Below are 19,977 nucleotides of genomic sequence, written 5' to 3' on the forward strand. Positions count from 1 at the left end.
TGATCGTGCGGGCCTATGGACGGCAATTGGATCAGTTGCGCGGCGAGGCATCCCGCATTTCGCGGGCAAACAAAATCGATTGGTGGATTGAGCGCGCAGTCCAAGGCACACGATTTTGCTTTGAGGACGCTGAGGCGAAGAGGGCGTTCGTCTCAATCTGCGAAAACGTCGGTGTTTCGCATATTGATGGCGCACCGCCAGCGTGAACAGGCGGGACCGCGACTGGTTTGGTCCAGGCGTTCTCCGAACGCCTTGATGGCGGCAGCAGCCAACCGGCGCGTGAGCACCGACACTAGTTCCATGAGGTTCGGAGCGACCCAGGCTCAAGGCTGGGGAAAAGTTGAGCCCGGCCGTACGTCGGAATCGACGCAACAATAAAAGCGCGAGGAAACGGCTTGGTCTCTATCCGGCCAGTACGTCGCTCGCGCGACTGCAGCAGGCGTTTGGCCGCCGATGGCGTATCCGCGCGCGTCATCGGACGTCTTCGAAGCGAATGCGCCTTCCATGTCACGCGAATGATCAGACTGCGCGAGCCGAATCAGCATCGTGAGAAGTCGATCCTGGCTAGCGCTTCACCCGGGTTGTCGCCTTTGCCGCCGTCGTCGGACGGCTTGGGGGTGCAGTCCTTCCGCAGCTGGCAGCAGTCCTTTGAATGGCAGTCGTCGTCCTTGGCGTCTTTCCAGTCACCATCGCGCTTCGAGCCATCCCCCGTGGCGTCGCCGGGGCAGTCATCGGTCTCGGCCGATTTCGCACCTTCGGCAGCAAACCCGGTCACACCGACATCTTGCGCAGCCCCAGCTTCTCGTCTGAGGCTCGTCATTCCGACCCGAAACGGTCTGGCCGTCGCGGCAAGATGGATGATCATATCTGCTCCCTGGGTAATTTCGGGTCGGTGCGCTACGCTCACGCGCGTCATACTAAGGTGCCGGAGATTCGCATTGATTTCCTTCTCCTTCTGTGTGTCGAGATGCGCCGTGCCCTCGTCCAGAAACAGGATCTTTGGTCGGCGATAGAGCGCGCGCGCAAGCAGTACTCGCTGTTTCTGGCCACTGGATAACGAGCTTCCCATGTCGCCGATGAGGCTGTTGTAGCTCATCGGCATTGCCACGATGTCCTCGTGGATGCCGGCAATTCGCGCGCAATCGATCATGGCTTGTAGATCGAACGCTGTGTCAAAAAAGCAGATATTGTCGGCAATCGATCCCGACAGCAATTGATCCTCCTGCATCACCGCGCCGATTTGCTCGCGATAAGCGCGCGGTCCGATCTGGCCCAGCGGAAGGCCGTCGATCAGAACCTCACCGCTCGTTGGCTCGAGCAGCCCAAGCATAATCTTGACAAGAGTTGACTTGCCGCAGCCCGATGGTCCCATGATCGTCACGAATTGTCCGGGAGCAACGCACAGATTGACGTTGTTAAGAATCAGAGACTCTCCTTCTGCATACCGGAAGCACACGTTGCGCAGTTCGATCTCGCCGCGAATCTGTCGGATATATGACAGGTCTCGGTCTTGCCCGCGCTCGAGCGGGGTGAGCGCAATGTCGGCGAGACGTTCCAGGTGCAGCCCGAGAATGCGGACATCCACCAGCTTCTCGATCAGCAGCGCTGTCCGCTCAGCGAACTGCAACTTGTAGCTGACGAACGCGAATATCATGCCAACCGTGATGAGGTTGTCCAGTGCGAGGCGAGCGGCGAGGTAGATTGTGATCACGTTCTCCAAGCCGAATATCGTGTCGTTCATCGCTTTGAAGCTGATCCTCGCCCGACCTAGCCGCACGTTGGCTGTTATATACGCAGCATAGCGGTTCAGCCACTGGCTCTCCCGTTCGTTTTCTCGGTTGAGCAACTTTAGGCTTTGCACTGCTCGCACGGTTTCGATGAAAGTGGAGTTCTCATCTGCCTTGCTGTGAATGGCCGCTTCGCTCCGTTGCCGGAACATGCTGAAAAGAGCGAGCCGCAGGGTGGCATACAACGCGAACGCCAGCAGGACAACAAGTCCGAGCTGGACGTTGTAGGTGAACATCAACGCCAGCATCAACACCGACATGAGACCGTCAATCAACCCCGTGATCAATCCCTCCGCGAGCACGTTGCGGATGGGCTCGATCGAGTTGAAACGAGACAGGATGTCGCCGATGTGCCGCTTTTCGAAGAATGAGAGTGGCAAGCGCACCAGATGACGAAACAGCCGCGCGCCGATCTGAAAACTCAACGTGTTCTGCAGAACAAGAATAATGAACGAGCGGGTCGCGGTCGACGCGACCCGTATCAGGAGAAGCAGAGCGAATCCGAGCCCGAGGACGACCAGGAGATCGACATCGCCTCTGGCGATGACTTCGTCAACGGTGAGCTGCATATAGAAAGGGGCGGCGAGGAGAAGAATTTCGATGACCACTGACAGAACTAATATTTGGGCGAGGGCACAAGTGTTCCCGTTCATTCCGCTCCAGAATACCGAGAACGGCAATCTCACTCTCTCGTCTGTGCGGCAGAACTCTTCAGTGGGCGAGAGCTCGAGCGCGACTCCGGTGAGATGTCTAGATGCTTCAGCGAGGGGAAACCATTTCTCGCCGGCTGCCGGATCGTGCACCACGATTCCCCTGTTCCTATATGCTTTCAGAACAACGAAATGAGCCATGTCCCAGTGCAGAATAGCCGGCAGACGCAATTGGCTGAGATGGCCGATCTCGATACGCAGTGGCCGACACGCCAGCCCGAGGCGAGCTGCTATTTCCATGAGGTCGCGGAGAGTGACCCCTTTTAGGGACACCGGATGCCGGCGCCGCAGGCTGTTCAAGTCAGTTCGATGACCATGATAGGATGCTACCATGGCAAGGCAAGCGAGCCCGCACTCCGTCGCCTCCGTCTGCCGGATGACCGGGAGGAATCTGCGGCCGCTGAAATTCAATAGTCCCTGCATGGGCTACATCCTTGGCTACATCCTTGCGCTTACCACCGGATCAAGCAGCCACCTCATCAGGGACCGCTGCTCAAGGATAACGTCGGCCCTGAGCAGCATGTCCGGCTGAAGCGGCATCTTACGGCCATAGGCGTCGATGTCGGGCCGCTCGAGAGCCGCAGTCACACGGTAAGCCGGTTCCTTGAGGGCGATCGGCCCGGTCGTTTCGTTGCCGGTCAGAATGGTGTGAGAGACGTTGGTCACGCTGCCGCGGTAGGTGCCGAATTTCTGATAAGGAAATGCTTCGTAAAGTATCCTAACCTGCTGGCCGGGGCGCACAAAACCAAACGCGCGTGTCGGAAAGAACAGCTCCGCCTGCAAGTGCGCATCAACGGGAATGATTTCGAGCTGCATATGCCGAGGATCAGCGATTTGGCCTATTGTCGCCTGCAGCGTGGATACGCGCCCACTCGTTGGCGCCTTGATAACGTAAGCCTGCCGCCCATTCACCTCGGCCAGGCGCTGTTCGATCGAGGAGAGTTCATTACGCAGTCCTCGGATCCTCTCTGCGGCGATGGTTGGGAGTTGCTCGAGTGTATGCCGAGCGTCCGTCAACTGGGTGTGTCGCGCGGTGATCTGTTGATCGAGCGACACCACACTCTGCTTTTGCTCAAGTGCGGCCTGCTCGCGGCGCTTGAGCTCAATCGTTGGCAGTGCGCCGCTCGCGGTTAGCTTAGCGCCCGTTGATACGAAGCTCTCGGAAAGTTTCAGTCGCTCGTTTTGGATGTTCCGCTGGTCCTCGAGTTGGAGAATCTCTCCTTCAATCCCCTTGATCGTCGAACCGAGGCGATCCCGTTCTGAGGCGGTTCGGCGATCTTCGGCATCGATCTGTCGCTCGACCACATTGCGTTGCTGCGTCAGCACCGCCAGTACGGTCGCATTGACGTCATCGCCATTAGCCGTGATTTGGGAAGTAACTATGGTCAGGAGCAGGTCACCCTCCGCAACCTCTTGCCCCTCCTTCACGTGTATCGCCTTGATGAAGCCCTGTTGTGATACGAAAATCTTAGCTGTGCCGGAGGTCGGCGTCAGATACCCGGAGACGGTCTCCTTGCGGGCGTATTGCGCGATGGAGAGAAAACACAAAATGAATACAACGAGCGCCGCAAGGCTCCAGCTAAGCAGTGTGCTCGACAGCGGCTGCAGCAATACGACCTCACCCCAGGTGTGGCGCTGATGCAAAAAGTCGACGGCTTCCTTGCGAAACAGAGTTGGTCGGTTCGCCATGGACGCACCTTGCTGAAGCGCTGCGCGGAGTATCTTTCCGCCAAAGCAAGACTGCGGATGGATACCGGAGAACCGCTTCCCCTGATGGAGAAGCGGTTCGCGCCGATGCATCCCGCCTTTACCCAATAAAGACTTGGGACTGCTTGGACAGCAGGCCAACCTGAACTTGGTTTCCGCTGAGCACATTGATGTCGCCAGTTCGGATCAGTGATCCGCCATCATGGCAGCCACCGCCACAACCGCCGGTGCCGGCGGCCACGAGGTCGAGCTCCTCATCAGACAGTTCGATAGGGTGAGCAAGATTGGTCATCTCTAGCATGTTGGTCTCCTTTCGGGTTAGGTGGCGGAACATTGATGTAACTGTTGCCACGTCATCACTAGGTGCAAGACGCCAATCTGGATGCACGGTCGCGCAAATTTTGTGAGCGGCAAGTGTTTCACGCTTGTTGTATCGTGATTTTTGCAATGTCGTATGCAAGGCGCTTTAAGTAGAAGTCAGGGCGGCTTCGTCAGAGTGAGTTGGAGGTTCTGGTCTGCTGGATGTTCTGCGCGGCCGAGATGCGACATTGCGCCTTCCGAAGGAAAGCGCGTTGACGCGCCATGTGGCGAGCTCGGTCCGGGAAGCGCCTTAGCTTGATTCGATGGCTCATCGCGAAAGGTGCGCAAGTCGACGCGTGTTTTGACATAGTGTGTTGGGAGGGTGCGTCGAATGTCCTTCGGTGGCATTACGCGGGACTCGGACCCGTTGCGTGCTCTGAAGTTTTAAACGCGACTAGCGACGATGTTGACGTTGCCCATTTTCGAAGTTGGCTCGAGGACTTACGTTGCTGCTCGCAGCGGCTCACCTGGCCGGGGAGCACGACAAGCCATGGTCCGCCTGCACCCCTGACGACCACGTTTGCCCTTTGGTGATCGGGAAAAAAAATTGAAAACTTCCGGGAACGAAGTCGCTGCTTGCTGACTTGAGTTCGCCGACAGCCGATTTCGTTTTTATTTAAAATCGGTCATTTAAATAAATTGTAAATGCGCGGCATAAAATGCCGCAGTGCCTTACGAGGGGTGACTTCGACCATGCCCCATCAGTGCCTCGATTTAACGAAGGCAAGGTCTCGCTCCGGCGCAGCGCGCCATGACAGCTGTCTCACTGGCGAGACGGCTCTTAATTACGAAACAGCTCTGCTTGAGTGCGCCTCCGGATCGCAGTCCGCCGTCGGCAGGATCTACGCGCGCGAGAAGGAGCAGTTGCGCGCGATGGCGCACCGTATCGTGCACGACAGATCGCGTTCCGAGGACGTCATCCACGACGCATTCGCGCAGATTCTCCGATATGCGAAAAACTTCGATCCTGCACGCGGATCCGCCCGGGGCTGGATCTACGCGATCGTCCGCAACACGGCGCTCAAGATGCGCCAGAACGCCAGGCGCGAACTCGCGCTGGAGGACGAAGCATTGAATGCCATCTGTGCGCGGGAACAGACGGTTCCGAACCCTGCGTGCTGTATCCCAGACAGCATGACGTTGCGAACCATGCTCGATCAACTCGAGCCACAGCGCCGCGCAAGCCTTCTCTTGGCGATCGTCGACGGGCGCACGCACGAGGAGATTTCCGAATACCTCCAGGTTCCCGTCGGAACCGTCAAAGCGTGGATCCGGAGAGAGCTCGTGGCCATGCGCCGGCAGCTCGAATGAAGCGTGAAACTATTTTTCTCGCCGCTGCATCCATAGGTGTGCTTCGGCGACAGTAGGAGTGACGGCGTGGTGATCCGGGCAGGGCACGCGCGCGTGGCGCAGGTGCCTGTGACCGTCGCAAAGCTGAAGCGAGGAACGAAGCCATGTCTATCCTGAGCAGTGTGATGACCATTCTCGGACTGATAAAGCTCACGGGAACCGGCGTCCCAGCCGAGGAATGCACGTCAACCAAGCCGGACGACTGTGGCGACGGCAAGCAGTCAAAGTGGAATGACGATCACAGCGGTAACGACGAGTATTCGACCGGCGACGGCAAAGAAAATTACTCCAAGCTTAGCGGCATGGGCGCTTACCCGAAAGACGGCACCTACCCAGAGCACGATGGGGGCTGGAAGGATGCCAAGGACGGTGAATACCAGCCCAAGGACCATTGCGATCTCCAGCCGGCTGACGATGGCAGCAGGGGCGACACCGATCGCAGTCCTGGTGACGCGCTGGCCAAGTTCGACTTCTCCCACGGTGAGTTCGCGGGTGATTTCAGCTCGCACGGTCCAGATCATTCGGGTGACATACACGGCGCGCTCGCTTCGATGTCTTCCGACGATGCGCTCGAATACGCCATCGGTTTGATGGGCCCAATGGATCACTTCGACGTAGGGCATTTCGACACGGCGACGGATACGTCGCACGACACGGGCGCCTGACATGCCGAAGAGGCTCGTCTGGCGGTGGATGCTGCCGGGCGAGGGTGGTTTTTGAACAAGAAAGGCGGCGGTCATGCACCAGATAGAAAAGCGCGACTTGTTCGAACAAGAGCGGAAGATTTTCGAAGCCGGAGTGCAGCGTGCCGACAAGCGATCCGGCTCTTTCAGTTTCTTGACCCGGTCATTCTTTATTGCCCAGCTAGTTGCCTGCGAGGAGTTTCTTGCCGCCCCGTTCAAATCTGCGCTGGCCAGGCAAGAAGACGCGACAGCCGCTCAGGCAGGTGCGGGGCCGCAAGGAACAAACGACGAGCTGCCTGCGAGCGACCCCGCGCAACCGGGCTGGGAGGATGAGAGGCCCAAGGGGCCGGCCGCCTCGTCGGACACGCATGTGGCTCAGCTCGATCCGACCGGGCGCTTGGCGGAGCCGCATGAAGACGCGCCCAGACCGAGCACCGCTCGTGGCGAAGCAGTTGCTACTGCGAGCTCTGGGGGTGGGGGTGGCGACGATGTCGATTCTTGCAAGCACCATGGTCACATCTCAGCCGACCTTAGTTGCGTCAACTCGCTGTCAGCGGATTCCGACCTCGGAAGCATCGAATCCGTTCGGTCTAACTTGCTTAGCGACTCGTTTAGCCCGTCGATCATCAGCTCCTTTCCCCTGCTTGGAATGATCGGCGATGTGAGCAATGACGTGGTGGTAGGGATTGCGCCGGTTGCGGCGATGGTGCCGCCGGCGCTCGGGACGAGCGACACCGTCAGCACGCTATCCGATGACGAGGCCGGCGCGATCGCGCCGCTTGAGGCGGCGGTGCAGCCGACGCTATCAACTCTGGCCGACACCGCTGGCACGCTGCCCAACGATGTGGTTGGTACGATTACTTCAGTCGAGGCGGCTGTGATGCCGGCACTCGCCACGGCGACCGACACAGTCAGCACGCTACCTAAGGACGTGGTTGGCGCCATTGCGCCGGCCGAGGCGGCGGTGCCGCCGGCACCCGCGACGGCAGCCGAAACTGTCAGCGCGCTGCCGAACGACGTGGTTGGCGCAATTGCGCCGGTCAAGGCGGCTGTGATGCCGGCACTCGCCACGGCGAGCGACACCGTCAGCGCGCTGCCCAACGACGTGGCCGGCGCGATCGCGCCGCTTGAGGCGGCGGCGCAGCCGATGCTAGCGACTCTGGCTGACACTGCGGGCACGCTACCCAACGAAGTCGCCGGCGCCATTGCGCCGGTTGAGGCGGCTGTAATGCCGGCACTCGCCTCGGCGCCCCTCAGCGCACTGCCGAACGACGTAGTTGGCGCAATTGCGCCGGCCGAGGCGGCGGTGCCGCCGGCACTCGCGACGGCAGCCGAAACTGTCAGCGCGCCGCCGAACAACGTGGTTGGCGCAATTGCGCCGGTCGAGGCGGCTGTGATGCCGGCACTCGCCGCGGCGAGCGACACCGTCAGCGCGCTGCCCAACGATGTGGCCGGCGCGATCGCGCCGGTTGAGGCGGCGGCGCAGCCGACGTTATCGACTCTGGCCGACACTGCAGGCACGCTACCCAACGACGTGGTCGGCGCCATTGCGCCGGTCGCGGCGACGGTGCCGCCAGCACTCGCGACGGCGACCGACGCCGTCAGTGTGCTGCCCAACGACGTGGCCGGCGCGATCACGCCGCTCGAGGCGGCGACGCAGCCGACGCTATCGACGCTGGCCGACACTGCGGGTACGCTGCCCGACGACATGGTTGGCGTGATCGCGCCGGTCGAGGCGACGGTGCCGCCTGCGCTCGCGACGGCTATCGACACCGTGAGCACGGTGAGCAACGAGGTGGTTGGCCAGACGAGGGGTCCAGACGCTCAGTCGAGCGCGTTGTCGCAAACGGTTGCATCGGACAGCACGGGAACTCACACCTTTGATAGTTCAGCACCCCCCCTTGAGATCGCGGAGTCGGCACTGACCACGGGTAACGGTGCGCCTGGTGATGTATCCCAGCCCACCGATGTGGCTGGCAATGCTCTTGCGAGTGGCGCGCCGGTCCTTGAGACGAGCGAGCATGTGCTCACCACAACAGCTGCCGCTTCGACCGATCCGCCGAGCCAGCTGTCGCATCCGGCCAATACGGCGAGTGTGACTGGCGACGCTTTGGCGGGTGCGGCGCCGGTGGCTGACATGACCGAGCCGGTGCTCACTGCGACAGCTGCGGCTCCGACCGATCCATCGAGCGAACTGTCGGATCCGGCCGACACGGCGAGTGTGGCTGGCGAGGCTTTGGCGAGTCCCGCACCACTGGCTGCCATGATTGAGCCGGTGCTCACCACAACAGCAGCGGCTCCGACCGATGCGCCGAGCGACGTGTCGCAACCGGCCGACACGGGCAGCGTGGCTGGCGATGCTTTGGCAAGTGTGGCGCCGGTCGCGGACACGAACGAGCCGGTGCTCACCACAACAGCTGACGCGCTGACCGATCCGACCAGCGACGTGTCGAAACCCGCCGATACGGGCAGTGTGGCTGGCGATGCTCTGGCGAGTACGGCGCCGGTCGCGGACACGAGCGAGCCGGTGCTCACCACAACGGCTGCCGCGCTGACCGACCCGACCAGCGACGTCTCGCATCCGGCCGATACGGGCAGTGTGGCTGGCGATGCTCTGGCGAGTGCGGCGCCGGTCGCGGACACGAGCGAGCCGGTGCTCACCACAACAGCTGCCGCGCTGACCGACCCGACCAGCGAGGTGTCGCAACCGGCCGACACCGCCAGCGTGGCTGGCAATGCTTTGGCGGTTGCGGCACCGGCCGCTAACACGGCCGAGCCGGTGCTCACCAGCGCCGGAGACTCGCTCAGCAACCCCGCGACCGAACCGGGAGAGCCGGCCGTGCCGGACACCACCAGCGCTCAAACTCCTGGATCGGCCGAAACGCTTCTTGCGCTCGCCACCACCGCTGACGCACCGATCGAGAGTTCGGGATCCGCCACCACTGCCCCGGAGAACGTCATGACGGACAAATCAAGTGCCGCGGCGACGACCGCCGTCGCGAACGATGTGATCGCGTTGAACGATGCGTCACCGCCTCCGGCAGATTCGCTGTTCAACGGAACCCAGTATACAGATTACGGCGTCACGCTCAGCAGCGACATCGCGCCCTCCCAGACTGCCGCGTCTCAGGGGGACGCCGCATCGGCTCAAGACGTTTCAGCGCCGGTGGCTGCCGACGTCCAAAAACCCGCGCCGCCGCCTCCCGACATCTTGGATAATACTTCGATTGATCATGTCGGGACTCATGATGCCATCCTCTAGTGGGAGGCAAACATGGCAGCTGTCGAGACACTGGACTGTCCGCCGCGCACCAACTCCGGGGCTCAACTTCGGGTCGCACCCGGCGGCGAGGCCCGCGACTACGTCGGACCTGTCAACGCGCTGGCCGCCTGGCGTTCGGTCGCGCGCATCAACCTCATAGCGGTCGCAGCATTTTCGGTCGTTGTGAATCTGCTGATGCTCACGTTGCCGATCTATCTCTTTCAAATATCCGATCGCGTGCTGACGAGCCGTAGTCTCGAGACACTGCTGATGCTCTCGGCTCTCGCGCTGACGTTCATCGGTATCCTCTCCATCGTGGACATTTTACGTCGACAGGTGCTGGGGCGTCTTGCGACCAAGATGGAAGCGGTGCTTGGCGGCGCAGTGCTGGCGAGCAGCATCAATAACGCCAGGGCCGGCGAGGGAGGAACCATCCAGGCGATCCGCAGCCTTCACCAGGTGCGGGGCTTCATCTCGAGCCCTATCATGCTTCTACTGATGGACGCGCCACTCTCGCCCCTCTACTTCGCAGTCATATTCCTCGTTCATCGACATCTTGGCTGGATCGCAGTCGTATCGGGCTTGGTCCTCGCACTGATTGCGCTGATCAACCAGAAAGCGACCTCGGAGCGTCTGAGCGAGGCAGGCCTGTATGCCGCCGAGGCCGATGCGGCGGCCGAGTCGCTGGCGCGAAATTCGCAGGTGATCAATGCGATGGGAATGCTGAGCGAAAGCATTCTCCACTGGGGGCGCCGGCAGGCGCCAGCACTGACGGTGCAGAGCCAGGCGCTTGACCGGAATTTCTGGATCAGCGGTGCGTCGAAATTCGTCCGGCTCGTGGCCCAGATCACGATCCTCGGCACCGGGGCCTATCTGGCCCTCCACGCCGAGATCACGGGGGGCATGATGATCGCGGCTTCGATCATTGCCGGCCGCGCCCTGCAGCCGCTCGAGGGCTTGATTGAGGGATGGCGCAGCTGCGTTCAGGCGCGATCGGCCTATGCTCACGTCAAGCAGGCGGTTGAGTCATTCCAGCGCGAGGGGCCTAAGCTGCGCTTGCCCAGACCGCAAGGGCGCCTGAGCGTTGATCGGGTCTTGTATTTGCCGCCCGGCTCGAAGGAGCCGGTGCTCAATGGTGTGTCGCTCGACCTCGCGCCCGGAGAGTCTTTGGCCATTGTCGGACCGTCCGGATCGGGCAAGTCGACCCTCGCGCGCATTTTGGTGGGTTGTCTGGTGCCGACAGCCGGCAAGGTCAGACTGGACGGAACGGAGCTGCGCAACTGGGATCGCCGCCAGTTCGGGGAATATAGCGGTTACCTGCCCCAGGAGGTCGAGCTATTTCCCGGGACCATCAAGCAGAACATCTGCCGCATGCGCGACGACTTGCCCGACGAGCGCATCTATGAGGCGGCGATGTTGTCGGGAATTCACGACATGGTCTGCCAGTTGAAGCAAGGATACGAGACCGTGCTCGACCGCAGTGGCGGGCCGCTCTCGGGAGGACAGAAGCAGCGCATCGCGCTCGCCCGGGCTTTCTTCGGTAATCCGTCCCTTGTCGTGCTCGACGAGCCGAACTCGAATCTCGACGCGGCGGGGGAGCAGGCTCTGACCGAGACCCTGCAGCGCGCCAAAAGGCGGGGGGTCACGGCGGTGGTCGTAACCCTGCGCCCGGCGCTGCTGAACAGTGTTGACAAAGTGCTCATACTGCGGGCCGGACGCGCGGAAGCATTCGGCTCTCCGAGCGAGGTGTTGCATCGCCTGGTTCGGTCCCCCGGCAGGGCCGGCGTTGATGAGCCGGTGCAGCCGCAACGCATCGAATCCTCGGGCGGGTGACCAGCGCGGGAGGACAGCATGAGAGCGGTAAAGGACGACATCGGCGAGTGGTACCGCGGTGTTCCGCTGAGCGCCAAATGGCCCATCTTCACCGGCCTCGCCATCCTGGTTGTTTGGCTCGGCTGTTTCGGCGTTTGGGCTGCAGTCGCCCCACTCAACAGTGCGGTCGTGGCTTCAGGCACGTTCGTGGCTACCGGGCAGAACAAGTTAGTCCAGCACTTCGAGGGCGGCATCATCCGCGAGATTGCGGTCAAGGACGGAGATCTCGTCGAGGCCAACCAGGTCCTCGTTCGCATGGACGATACCCCTGCCAACGCCAAGCTGAAACGGCTGGTTTTGAAGAAGTATCGACTGCTCGCCATGAAGGCGCGTCTTGAAGCTGAACTGAGCTCTTCGGATGCAATCGAAACTCCGGCCGAATTCAGCGAGAACGCTCGTGATCCAGAAATCAAAGCGATTCTTGAGCGGCAACGTGCCGAGCTTCAGGCGCGCCGGGCTAGTCGGGTGAGCGAGGAAAGCGTACTCTTGAAGCAAATCGCTGGGCTGGAGGAAAGCATCCGCGGATATCAGGCGCAAGTTCAGTCGACCAAAGAGCGTATTGCCTTGTTCGCCGAAGAACTGAAGGACAAGAATTCGCTTCTTGGCCAGCAGCTGGTGCGCAAGTCGGATGTGCTGGCGTTGCGACGCTCAGAGGCGGGTCTCGGGGGTGAGCTCGGCGAGTATCTCGGCCGCATCGCCGATTCGAAGGAGCGGATCGCTCAGGCGAACGAAAGAATAGCCCAGCTGCACGCGACGGCGCTCCGGGACGCGACCAAGGAGCTGCGCGAAACCGAGGCGGAGCTGGACGACGTTGAGGAGCAAATACGTGCTGCGCAGGATGTGGTTGACCGGATCGATGTTCGTTCGCCAGTCCGAGGTATTGTGGTGAAGAACAACTTCCATACACCGGGCGGCGTCGTCTCTCCTGGTGCCGTGATCCTAGAGCTCCTCCCGATTGGCGACGAGCGCATCATCGAGGCGCATCTGAATCCCAAGGACATTTCGCATGTGTGCGTTGGCCAGGAGGCGCTGGTGCGGCTGTCGGCACTCAACCAGCGCATCACGCCGATGGTCGGTGCGAGCGTCATCTACGTGTCAGCGGACGCCTTGGCGGAGCAAGTGCAGGCGAAGACCGAAACCCGTACCGACGCTGACACGCGTCGCGAATTCTACGTCGTTCGGGTGCGCCTGGACCAGGATGATGTTCTCAGACGAATGCCTGAATTCATCCCGACGCCCGGGATGCCCGCGGACGTTTACATCAAGACCGGAGAGCGTACGTTTTTCGAGTACATCATGAAGCCTATCCTCGACAGCTTCTCCCGCGCGTTCCGCGAAACCTGAATGGAGCGAGCATTTTCGACGTCCATGCCGAGCACTCGCGAGTACGGTGATCTCAAGCCCTTCGGTCTAAGGTTTGTAAATGCGCGATCATAAGATCGCCTGTCCTGCTTCCGGACAGAGAGCGCCATTTATGTCGACGAGACCCCGGGTACGCTCTCGGTCCAATTCCTGGAGCGTGTCTTCATGAAGAGCAAGACTGTCACTCGGCTTGAAATTTGGCTCTGACCCATATGTGGAACGGCCCGGGCTGCAAGATCTTTTTCTGGTTGAACAAGGGATGACGGTGCGGTCATATGTTCGGCCTGTGAACGCGGCGCCTGGCCGCTGGCCACGATGATATCGCGGAAGCAATCGCCCAATCAATTTCTCGCGCTCGAAGCGCACCGGGTCAGGCGGTCTGATTGCTACCGGGAATGACGTCATTCGGGGGTCATCCAGATTTGCACCTTGCCTCCTCGGCAGCTTTCTTCTTCCGCCGGAGAGCTCTTGAGATTAGGATTTCAGCATTGTAGCCGGCGCCTGATAGTGCCGCCTCTGACCAGCAAGGCCCAGATCGGGCCCGCGAGGAAATCGAGAGGCTGCTCGCGCAGATCGAGACCGTGCTGAGCCCGCTCGTTCCGGGAGATGCCGCCGCCCTGAGCGAGGAATGATCGTGGCTCGTGTCGATCACAGCGTACTGAGATCGTCCGGCACCTCGCCGAACTTCCCGATCACCTTGGCGTCGTCAAAATCGCCGCTCGACGGGTCTCCGGTCCGCGAAAAAGGCGACCGCGCCGTCGCAGCCTGGCTCTTCCGGGAGAGCGCTTCGGCGCGCATGACCGCGGCGTTGGCGCTTAGGCCCTCCAAAGCTTCGCCGGGCGCGACGCCGTCGTCGGCCATGACGAACGGAACGCCACGGGATAGGTGATGGCCATCGCGGTCACTCCCTGCGTTCGGATCCCGCTGCCGCGGACTCTGCCGCTCGAGTTCTTCGATGACCGTATCGCGGTCGCGGCAAACCGAAAAGGCCTCGAACTGTTATGTCGGTCATATCCTTAAATCAGTCGCTCTCGTCGGTCACACCAACCAAGGTGCTGCCCAGGTGAATATCCTTTCGAGGCCGCCGCACGCAGCTCGTGGGCCGCGGCGTCGAGAAAATCCATGGCGACCAACAACGCCTTGACCCTCCCGACGATCTCCGCCGCGGGGTTCAATGGCCTATTTGGCGGCGTGCTCGAGATCGCCCCGGCGAGTGCAGCAGGTTCGGACATAGAAACGGTCTTCTGTACGCGGTGAGCGTGGTGTGACTGGGAGCCTACCACAGATTGTCGGGCATCTTGACGTGAAATGGTCCACGGTGGCGCGGCGACCATAACAATTAAATAAGGATACAAGCCGTATTAAATCTAGCGATCTATTTTACTTGGATTATAATTGGGCAATTGTGCCGGATGAACGCACAAGATCGCAGAGAGCGACTCCAGCATTCCTGCTTCGCCCCCCGAATGCAGGAGCCGTTTCTTCGAGTGCTTGAGCGGAGGGCGTGCCCTGTACTCGCTGGACAAGACGCGAAGGCGAGATTTTTCGGAAGCCTGTGAATTTTCGAACATCACAGACGTCGCTTCAGTCAAAGGATTATTAACTTTATTATTGAATTATAATGTGATAATAAGTCTCAATTTAATGTGACATTTAATGTTTCGATTGTCGGCTCCGGCACTCTAATCTTTTGGAAAATCCTGCAGGGGACCATGTGGATCGGGAGGAGAGGACAATGACCCAACGCAACTTCCGCCCTCCGAACGAACACGACATAGGCAAACTTGAAACCTTGGCCATGAAAGCCCCCAGCGCAGATATTGCTGCTCAGTTTGGTCCAAGTTCCGCAGCACCGAGGGTGGAGTTCCTAAAATTATTATTGACCGAGCCGGAAAAGTTAGAGCGCAATCATTGCGGTCGGGACCCTGGCCCATCAGGCTTTGATTGGCCGAATGATTAGAGCTTCGAAAAGAACGGAATCGGCGGATCGCCGGAGAGGCGCGTCAGGGGCACTGGTCGGCTCGAAGCAGCGCGTGCGCATCGACTTCACTGCCGCAGCAGCACTAAAAAAATGGCCTTCACTTGGAAACCAACGCGCAGCGGCATCGGTTAGTTCTTACCTTGTATTCGAGGGCACTTTGGACGCATGCATCCGAGCTTTCCTAGCGAAGCCTGCCAGCCAAGGTCATCTCTACGAGATACATACTGCTCCGCAAACGCAACTTGTTACGGCCGTGCTGTCCGCAGAACAGATAGCCGAAATCGCTCGGCTGCGAGATTTTCTTTGAGGAAAGCAAGCCCCTGCCGCTGCCGACAGGGCGTTGAAAGTGAATTGGCTAATCAAATTGTGAGCCAACTCTTCGGTGAGATTGATGGGTACGCACCATCGCCGCCGAATCATTGCCCATGGATTTGCGCTCCTCGGGCCTTGGAGGACACTATGGATGAGAAGAACCCTCATTCGAAACAAGTTACCAGACTAGGCTTGATCAGCTTCGGCCGTTCGAAAACAGATTGCACCATTCGCAGCATATCTGCGTTCGGTGCAGCCCTCGATCTTGCTGCAGATGAAAAAATTCCCGACGAATTTGCTCTGACTGTTATTCCCGACGGTGACCGCCGCCGCTGCGCGGTTGTCTGGCGTAAAGAGAAAAGAGTTGCTGTCGCGTTCTATTGATTAATGCGTCAGGGTCGCGGGCTGGAATGGCGGTCAAGGGCAACATGGATATCGAGCTCGCCGTGGATGCCATGGAGCTCGCCGAGCATCTTGACCACGCTGACGCAATATCGAGTGAATACTGGGACATAGCGGCCTTCGTGAAGACTGATTGTCGGTGAAATTTGTGGCGATTGTCTGAAGTTAGACCATCCCGCCCTTATCGACGGCGCAGCGCCTTGTCGAAAGGAACCGGCCCGGCTGTCCATCTGAGGTCCCGATATTCTGCGCGGCCTCCAAATTTCACATCGCGTCCACCAACGTCCGAGAGGAACCAACTGGTGTCTTCCTCCCTTTTGCGGGAAGTGACCCGCCTGACGATCGCGGCTGTGAAACTCGAAGGTAGGAGCGTCGCCGAAACGGCAGTTCGGTACTGCTTGTCGGAATCAAACGTGAAGATCACCATCCATCGCGGATTGAAGGCGCTGGCGGCGCTCATCGGCAGAGAGACGCGCACATGAGGACCGAAGATCTGATGACGCTCTCGCACGCAATGCCCTACCAGTCGACCGGACGATGATTGGGCGCGGGTTCACTGCTGCCTTGCTCATCGGCGGAGCTTTCGCCGTCTGCATTGCGCTCGCTTTGCTCGGGATGCGCCCCGACCTCGCGACGTTGGCTGCCGTGGGTTTCGTAGCCGCCAAGCTGGTGTTCGCTGCCGCCGTCTTTGTGGTCGCGGCATTCTATCTGATGCGGGTCGCCCGGCCCGGAGGCGAGGCAAGGATATGCTTCCTGGCGATCAGCGACTGTCCGATGGCCCCGGCGGAAGTGGGCGCGCGGTTTTGTCTGCCACTTTTCAGCGCGCGAGTGATTTGATTCAAGCCGCAGAAGCTGACGCAATATTTTCTGTCGCTCAACAGTGACCGCGGCTTGATGGATCCCGGGCTCGCGACTTCGTCGCGCCCCGGCATGACGACCGTAACTCCCGTCCTGCGACCGTTCAGTTGGCGGCGCGGCGCAGGAAGGCCGGGATATCGAGAATAGCTTCATCGGGCGTATTGGGCGCAGCTGTGCGGCCGTAAGGATCGAGCAGCCGGTCGGCGGCGTGGCGCGCATATTCCGGAGCCGCCCTTGCCGGTTGCCCTACGGGCTGTTGCGCTTCGGAGCGGAGCGGCGGACTTTCCGCTTGCGGAAGGGGTGCACTGCGCTCGATGCGGCGGCCGTCGTTGCGCAGCCTGCCCGCGAGCTGGGCGATGGCGGTTTCCACCGGTTGCGCCCGAGACTCCGGGTCGAGATTATCGATTCCGGTCGCCACCACTGAGACGCGGACGATACCGTCGAGGCTATCGTCAAACGACGCGCCGACGATGATGTTGGCGTCCGGGTCGGCCTCGTCGCGAATGCGGGTCGCAGCTTCGTCGACTTCGTACAGCATGAGATCTTTGCCGCCGGTGATGGAGATGATGAGGCCGCTGGCGCGCTTGATCGAGGGATTCTCGATCAATGGATTGGAAATCGCGGCCACAGCAGCGGCAAGCACGCGCTTCTCGCCGGAGGCCTCGCCCCGTCCCATCATGGCCTTGCCCTTCTCCTTCATGACGGAGAGGACGTCGGCAAAATCGAGATTGATTAGGCCTTCCTTGACGATCAGGTCGCTGATGCAGGCCACGCCGGAATAAAGCACCTGGTCGGCAAGGGCAAAGGCATCGGCGAACGTGGTCTTCTCGCTGGCCACCCGGAACAGGTTCTGGTTCGGGATGATCAGCAGGGTGTCGACCGTCTTCAGCAACTCCTCGATGCCGGCTTCGGCAAAGCGCATGCGGCGCTTTCCCTCGAAGTAGAATGGCTTGGTGACCACGCCGATCGTGAGAATGCCGAGCTCGCGCGCGATCCTGGCGACGATGGGGGCAGCGCCGGTGCCGGTGCCGCCACCCATGCCAGCCGTCACGAACACCATGTGTGCGCCAGTCAATTGATCCCGGATCGTATCGATCGCCTCTTCGGCTGCGGCGCGTCCTAATTCCGGCTGCGAGCCGGCGCCGAGGCCTGCGGTCACCTTTGTGCCGAGCTGGATGAGGTGCCTCGCCTTCGACATGGCCAGCGCCTGCGCGTCGGTATTGGCGACCACGAACTCGACCCCTTGCAGCCCGGCCGTGATCATGTTGTTGACCGCATTGCCGCCGGCGCCGCCGACACCAAACACGACGATGCGGGCCTTCATTTCGTGGATATCGGTGGTGCCAGTCATTCTTCCCTCGTGATTGCTCCGGCAAGCCGGGGATGGAGATCGAGTGCTACCTGCGACTCGGGCGGTCTGCTTCCACGATCGCAGCGGCCAGATGTCCCAATCGACGACGCGCGGCTTGTCCCGCGATCGCGCCGCCGGCGTGGCGACCGTTCCGCAGAACCGCCACTTCGTTTTCCAGTATTGCCGCCCACGCATTGGCGGCCGTCGTCTCGGCGGCCGCTTGCGTCAACTCGACGGCGAGGCGATCGGCGCGCTCGCGCTCGCGCTCGAACACTGCTCTGTAGGCAGTTGCGACGGCCTCGAGCCGCGCGACCTCCGCCTTGAATGCCTCGATCTTGACTGCTTCGATCTGTGCCAGGGAGGCATCGATCGGGGCCCGGCGGGCGCGTCGTGGGCGGGGTGTGTACCGGAGCTCGGAGACATCAACGCTCACCAGGGCCTTGCCGTCCTCCGACTGCGAGCGCGGCAACCGGCGGCGTCTCGCAAGCGAACGCGCGGCCTCTCGGGAGATACTGAGTTGGGCGCCCAGATCGGCATACGTCAACAACTCAACGCACATCGGCGCTTCTCCTGGAGCGAACCGGGAAGGAATTTCGAGCTAATGATGGCTGGACGATTACCGCAGGCTAGGCCGCGTTGGTTAATGGACGGTTAACGTTACGAGTGCCGTCACCGCGCCGACTCCGGCAGCCGCAGCGACGTCCTGTCCGTCTTGCGCTGGCAGCGATAGAGCTTCAGGACGTTGGAGATGTTTTCGGAGCTCTCATTGCGGGTGCCGTCACAGCAGATGACGAGGTATTTGGGCTCGGGTTTCGGTGCGTGCTCCACGGGATGCGCCTCCGGGTGATGCTACCGCAGCGATTATAGCGGAAATGGATGGCGGCGAGGAGACAAAGGCGGCGTCGCCGGCATGGTGCCCCGTGTATCATCTGTTGACATTAACCACTTGTTAACCATGCCGGCGGCTAATGTGGACGAGTGGGGGATCACCATGTCGGCCCATGTGACGCGACCGAAGTTGATGCCTGTTTCGGCCGATCCAGCCTTTCGGTCGCTCAACCGGCTGGCGGTTCGCGCCAAGGCCGTCCTACAGACCAAAACGGCTGTCCTACGGAGCAAAGCCATGTTCGGAAAGGACGATTTACTGGACAATCTCAGCCGCGATCTTGATCGCGCGCGCGGAAGACGCGATGCACTCGCATCCGAAGCCACGACCCTGACGGCCCAGATCGCCGAAATTGAAGCCCGCCTTTCGGAGGAGAAGTCCAGGCGGGAGCGTGATCGCGTTTTGGGCGAAATCGAAGCGATAAAATCCCGAATCAGGCAAGCCGCCGGCGCGTTTGCACCCGTCGTCGATGGTCTCTCCAAGGCGATCGAGTCGGCTGCAGCAGTTGTGCCCGAGGCTCGCGAGCTTAATAGTTTCCTCGTGTCGGTGGCGACCGAAATCGACAGTGTGCTCGATCCCCTGCTGCGCGAACTGGATCAGCGCGCGGATGCGGTGCGAGTCGGCCACGTAGCACTGGACCTCCCGAGTTCGTCCAATGAAGCTCCCATCGAGCTGCCGAAAGACGGCAACGAACGCCTGCTTCGCTTTCCAGCATGGCTGTCTCGCGACAAGGAGACGGACAAGGAAACAGCGGAGAGTCCGCGCAGCACGGCAGCGTGAACCTGGCGGGTGGCGTCCTTGCGGCGCATCCTTCGAGACGCCCCGCCCCAAAACTCACCGCTGCGCGACCGCGTCGCATCGTGCGAGGCGCGCTTGACGTCTGCTATGCCCTTAGTAGCGGCGCAAAACGCCATATGGCCGGAGGTCCGAGTCGGGCCAAGAAACGGAAGGGGAAATTTGTTCTTCGGCGATCTGACCGCGATATCCAACGTCAAAGCCCCGGCGTGATCCGGGGCGTTTTTGCTTTAGTATGGGGCGCAAGTCCGCTTGGGGTCGCTTCAATAATTCGCTCCATCATACGAAGGAATCAAGCT

Annotated in this window: 16 protein-coding genes and 3 pseudogenes; 12 read left to right on the top strand and 7 right to left on the bottom strand. The window is 60.8% G+C overall.

Annotation, left to right across the window (positions count from 1 at the left end; all coding sequences use genetic code 11):
- Nucleotides 1-538: 538 nt before the first annotated feature.
- The 3 genes from ABIB91_RS36035 to ABIB91_RS36045 form a co-directional block, all read right to left on the bottom strand.
- Nucleotides 539-2,920 carry a peptidase domain-containing ABC transporter gene (locus tag ABIB91_RS36035; RefSeq protein ID WP_354171547.1) on the bottom strand — a complete coding sequence of 794 codons (2,382 nt, stop codon included), beginning with the start codon at nucleotides 2,918-2,920 and terminating at the stop codon, nucleotides 539-541.
- A gap of 15 nt (nucleotides 2,921-2,935) precedes the next feature.
- A complete protein-coding gene (locus ABIB91_RS36040; RefSeq protein WP_007601773.1) occupies nucleotides 2,936-4,186 on the bottom strand; it encodes a beta-barrel domain-containing protein in 1,251 nt (416 codons plus the stop codon).
- Between the two features lie 118 nt (nucleotides 4,187-4,304).
- Nucleotides 4,305-4,505: a hypothetical protein gene (locus tag ABIB91_RS36045; protein ID WP_007601774.1), complete on the bottom strand. Its 201-nt coding sequence runs from the start codon at nucleotides 4,503-4,505 to the stop codon at nucleotides 4,305-4,307.
- Nucleotides 4,506-5,257: 752 nt separating this feature from the next.
- On the opposite strand from ABIB91_RS36045, the gene ABIB91_RS36050 reads away from it, so the two are divergent.
- From ABIB91_RS36050 to ABIB91_RS36070, 5 genes are all read left to right on the top strand, one after another.
- Nucleotides 5,258-5,875: a sigma-70 family RNA polymerase sigma factor gene (locus ABIB91_RS36050; protein ID WP_354129575.1), complete on the top strand. Its 618-nt coding sequence runs from the start codon at nucleotides 5,258-5,260 to the stop codon at nucleotides 5,873-5,875.
- Between the two features lie 143 nt (nucleotides 5,876-6,018).
- A complete protein-coding gene (locus ABIB91_RS36055) occupies nucleotides 6,019-6,579 on the top strand; it encodes a hypothetical protein (protein ID WP_219681368.1) in 561 nt (186 codons plus the stop codon).
- A gap of 73 nt (nucleotides 6,580-6,652) precedes the next feature.
- The gene (locus ABIB91_RS36060; RefSeq protein WP_354171550.1) at nucleotides 6,653-9,859 is read left to right on the top strand and encodes a hypothetical protein; all 3,207 of its coding nucleotides are present in this window, start codon (nucleotides 6,653-6,655) and stop codon (nucleotides 9,857-9,859) included.
- Nucleotides 9,860-9,871: 12 nt separating this feature from the next.
- A complete protein-coding gene (locus ABIB91_RS36065) occupies nucleotides 9,872-11,692 on the top strand; it encodes a type I secretion system permease/ATPase (protein ID WP_007601780.1) in 1,821 nt (606 codons plus the stop codon).
- Between the two features lie 18 nt (nucleotides 11,693-11,710).
- On the top strand, nucleotides 11,711-13,075 hold the full coding sequence (locus ABIB91_RS36070; protein WP_354171553.1) for an HlyD family type I secretion periplasmic adaptor subunit: 1,365 nt from the start codon (nucleotides 11,711-11,713) through the stop codon (nucleotides 13,073-13,075).
- Nucleotides 13,076-13,741: 666 nt separating this feature from the next.
- Here ABIB91_RS36070 and ABIB91_RS36075 read toward each other — a convergent pair.
- Complete coding sequence (locus ABIB91_RS36075) at nucleotides 13,742-13,954, bottom strand: hypothetical protein (RefSeq protein ID WP_354171555.1); 213 nt, start codon at nucleotides 13,952-13,954, stop codon at nucleotides 13,742-13,744.
- Between the two features lie 261 nt (nucleotides 13,955-14,215).
- On the opposite strand from ABIB91_RS36075, the gene ABIB91_RS36080 reads away from it, so the two are divergent.
- From ABIB91_RS36080 to ABIB91_RS36105, 6 genes and pseudogenes are all read left to right on the top strand, one after another.
- Nucleotides 14,216-14,350 carry a hypothetical protein gene (locus tag ABIB91_RS36080; RefSeq protein ID WP_007601784.1) on the top strand — a complete coding sequence of 45 codons (135 nt, stop codon included), beginning with the start codon at nucleotides 14,216-14,218 and terminating at the stop codon, nucleotides 14,348-14,350.
- Between the two features lie 478 nt (nucleotides 14,351-14,828).
- Nucleotides 14,829-15,053 carry a hypothetical protein gene (locus ABIB91_RS36085; protein ID WP_354171557.1) on the top strand — a complete coding sequence of 75 codons (225 nt, stop codon included), beginning with the start codon at nucleotides 14,829-14,831 and terminating at the stop codon, nucleotides 15,051-15,053.
- 480 nt (nucleotides 15,054-15,533) lie between these two features.
- Entirely contained in the window at nucleotides 15,534-15,770 is a 237-nt protein-coding gene (locus tag ABIB91_RS36090; protein WP_007601788.1) for a hypothetical protein, read from the top strand.
- Nucleotides 15,770-15,889 (top strand): annotated as a pseudogene (locus ABIB91_RS36095) (LabA-like NYN domain-containing protein); the annotation flags it as partial. The gene ABIB91_RS36090 and the pseudogene ABIB91_RS36095, both read left to right, overlap by 1 nt.
- A gap of 216 nt (nucleotides 15,890-16,105) precedes the next feature.
- A pseudogene (locus ABIB91_RS36100) lies at nucleotides 16,106-16,270 on the top strand (sigma-70 family RNA polymerase sigma factor); the annotation flags it as partial.
- Between the two features lie 55 nt (nucleotides 16,271-16,325).
- Nucleotides 16,326-16,625, top strand: a complete 300-nt coding sequence (locus ABIB91_RS36105) for an NrsF family protein (RefSeq protein ID WP_354129547.1) — start codon at nucleotides 16,326-16,328, stop codon at nucleotides 16,623-16,625.
- 124 nt (nucleotides 16,626-16,749) lie between these two features.
- Here the strand turns inward: ABIB91_RS36105 and ftsZ are convergent, their stop codons facing one another.
- From ftsZ to ABIB91_RS36120, 3 genes and pseudogenes are all read right to left on the bottom strand, one after another.
- Nucleotides 16,750-17,997: a cell division protein FtsZ gene (ftsZ, locus tag ABIB91_RS36110; protein ID WP_354129546.1), complete on the bottom strand. Its 1,248-nt coding sequence runs from the start codon at nucleotides 17,995-17,997 to the stop codon at nucleotides 16,750-16,752.
- Nucleotides 17,998-18,043: 46 nt separating this feature from the next.
- On the bottom strand, nucleotides 18,044-18,556 hold the full coding sequence (locus ABIB91_RS36115; RefSeq protein WP_354171560.1) for a hypothetical protein: 513 nt from the start codon (nucleotides 18,554-18,556) through the stop codon (nucleotides 18,044-18,046).
- 137 nt (nucleotides 18,557-18,693) lie between these two features.
- A pseudogene (locus ABIB91_RS36120) lies at nucleotides 18,694-18,825 on the bottom strand (phospholipase effector Tle1 domain-containing protein); the annotation flags it as partial.
- A 163-nt stretch (nucleotides 18,826-18,988) separates the two neighbouring features.
- Here ABIB91_RS36120 and ABIB91_RS36125 point away from each other — a divergent pair.
- On the top strand, nucleotides 18,989-19,663 hold the full coding sequence (locus ABIB91_RS36125) for a hypothetical protein (RefSeq protein WP_035994494.1): 675 nt from the start codon (nucleotides 18,989-18,991) through the stop codon (nucleotides 19,661-19,663).
- The last annotated feature ends 314 nt before the right edge of the window (nucleotides 19,664-19,977 follow it).

Origin of the sequence: Bradyrhizobium sp. JR4.3, from assembly GCF_040547695.1 — a bacterium.
Lineage (GTDB): Bacteria > Pseudomonadota > Alphaproteobacteria > Rhizobiales > Xanthobacteraceae > Bradyrhizobium > Bradyrhizobium canariense.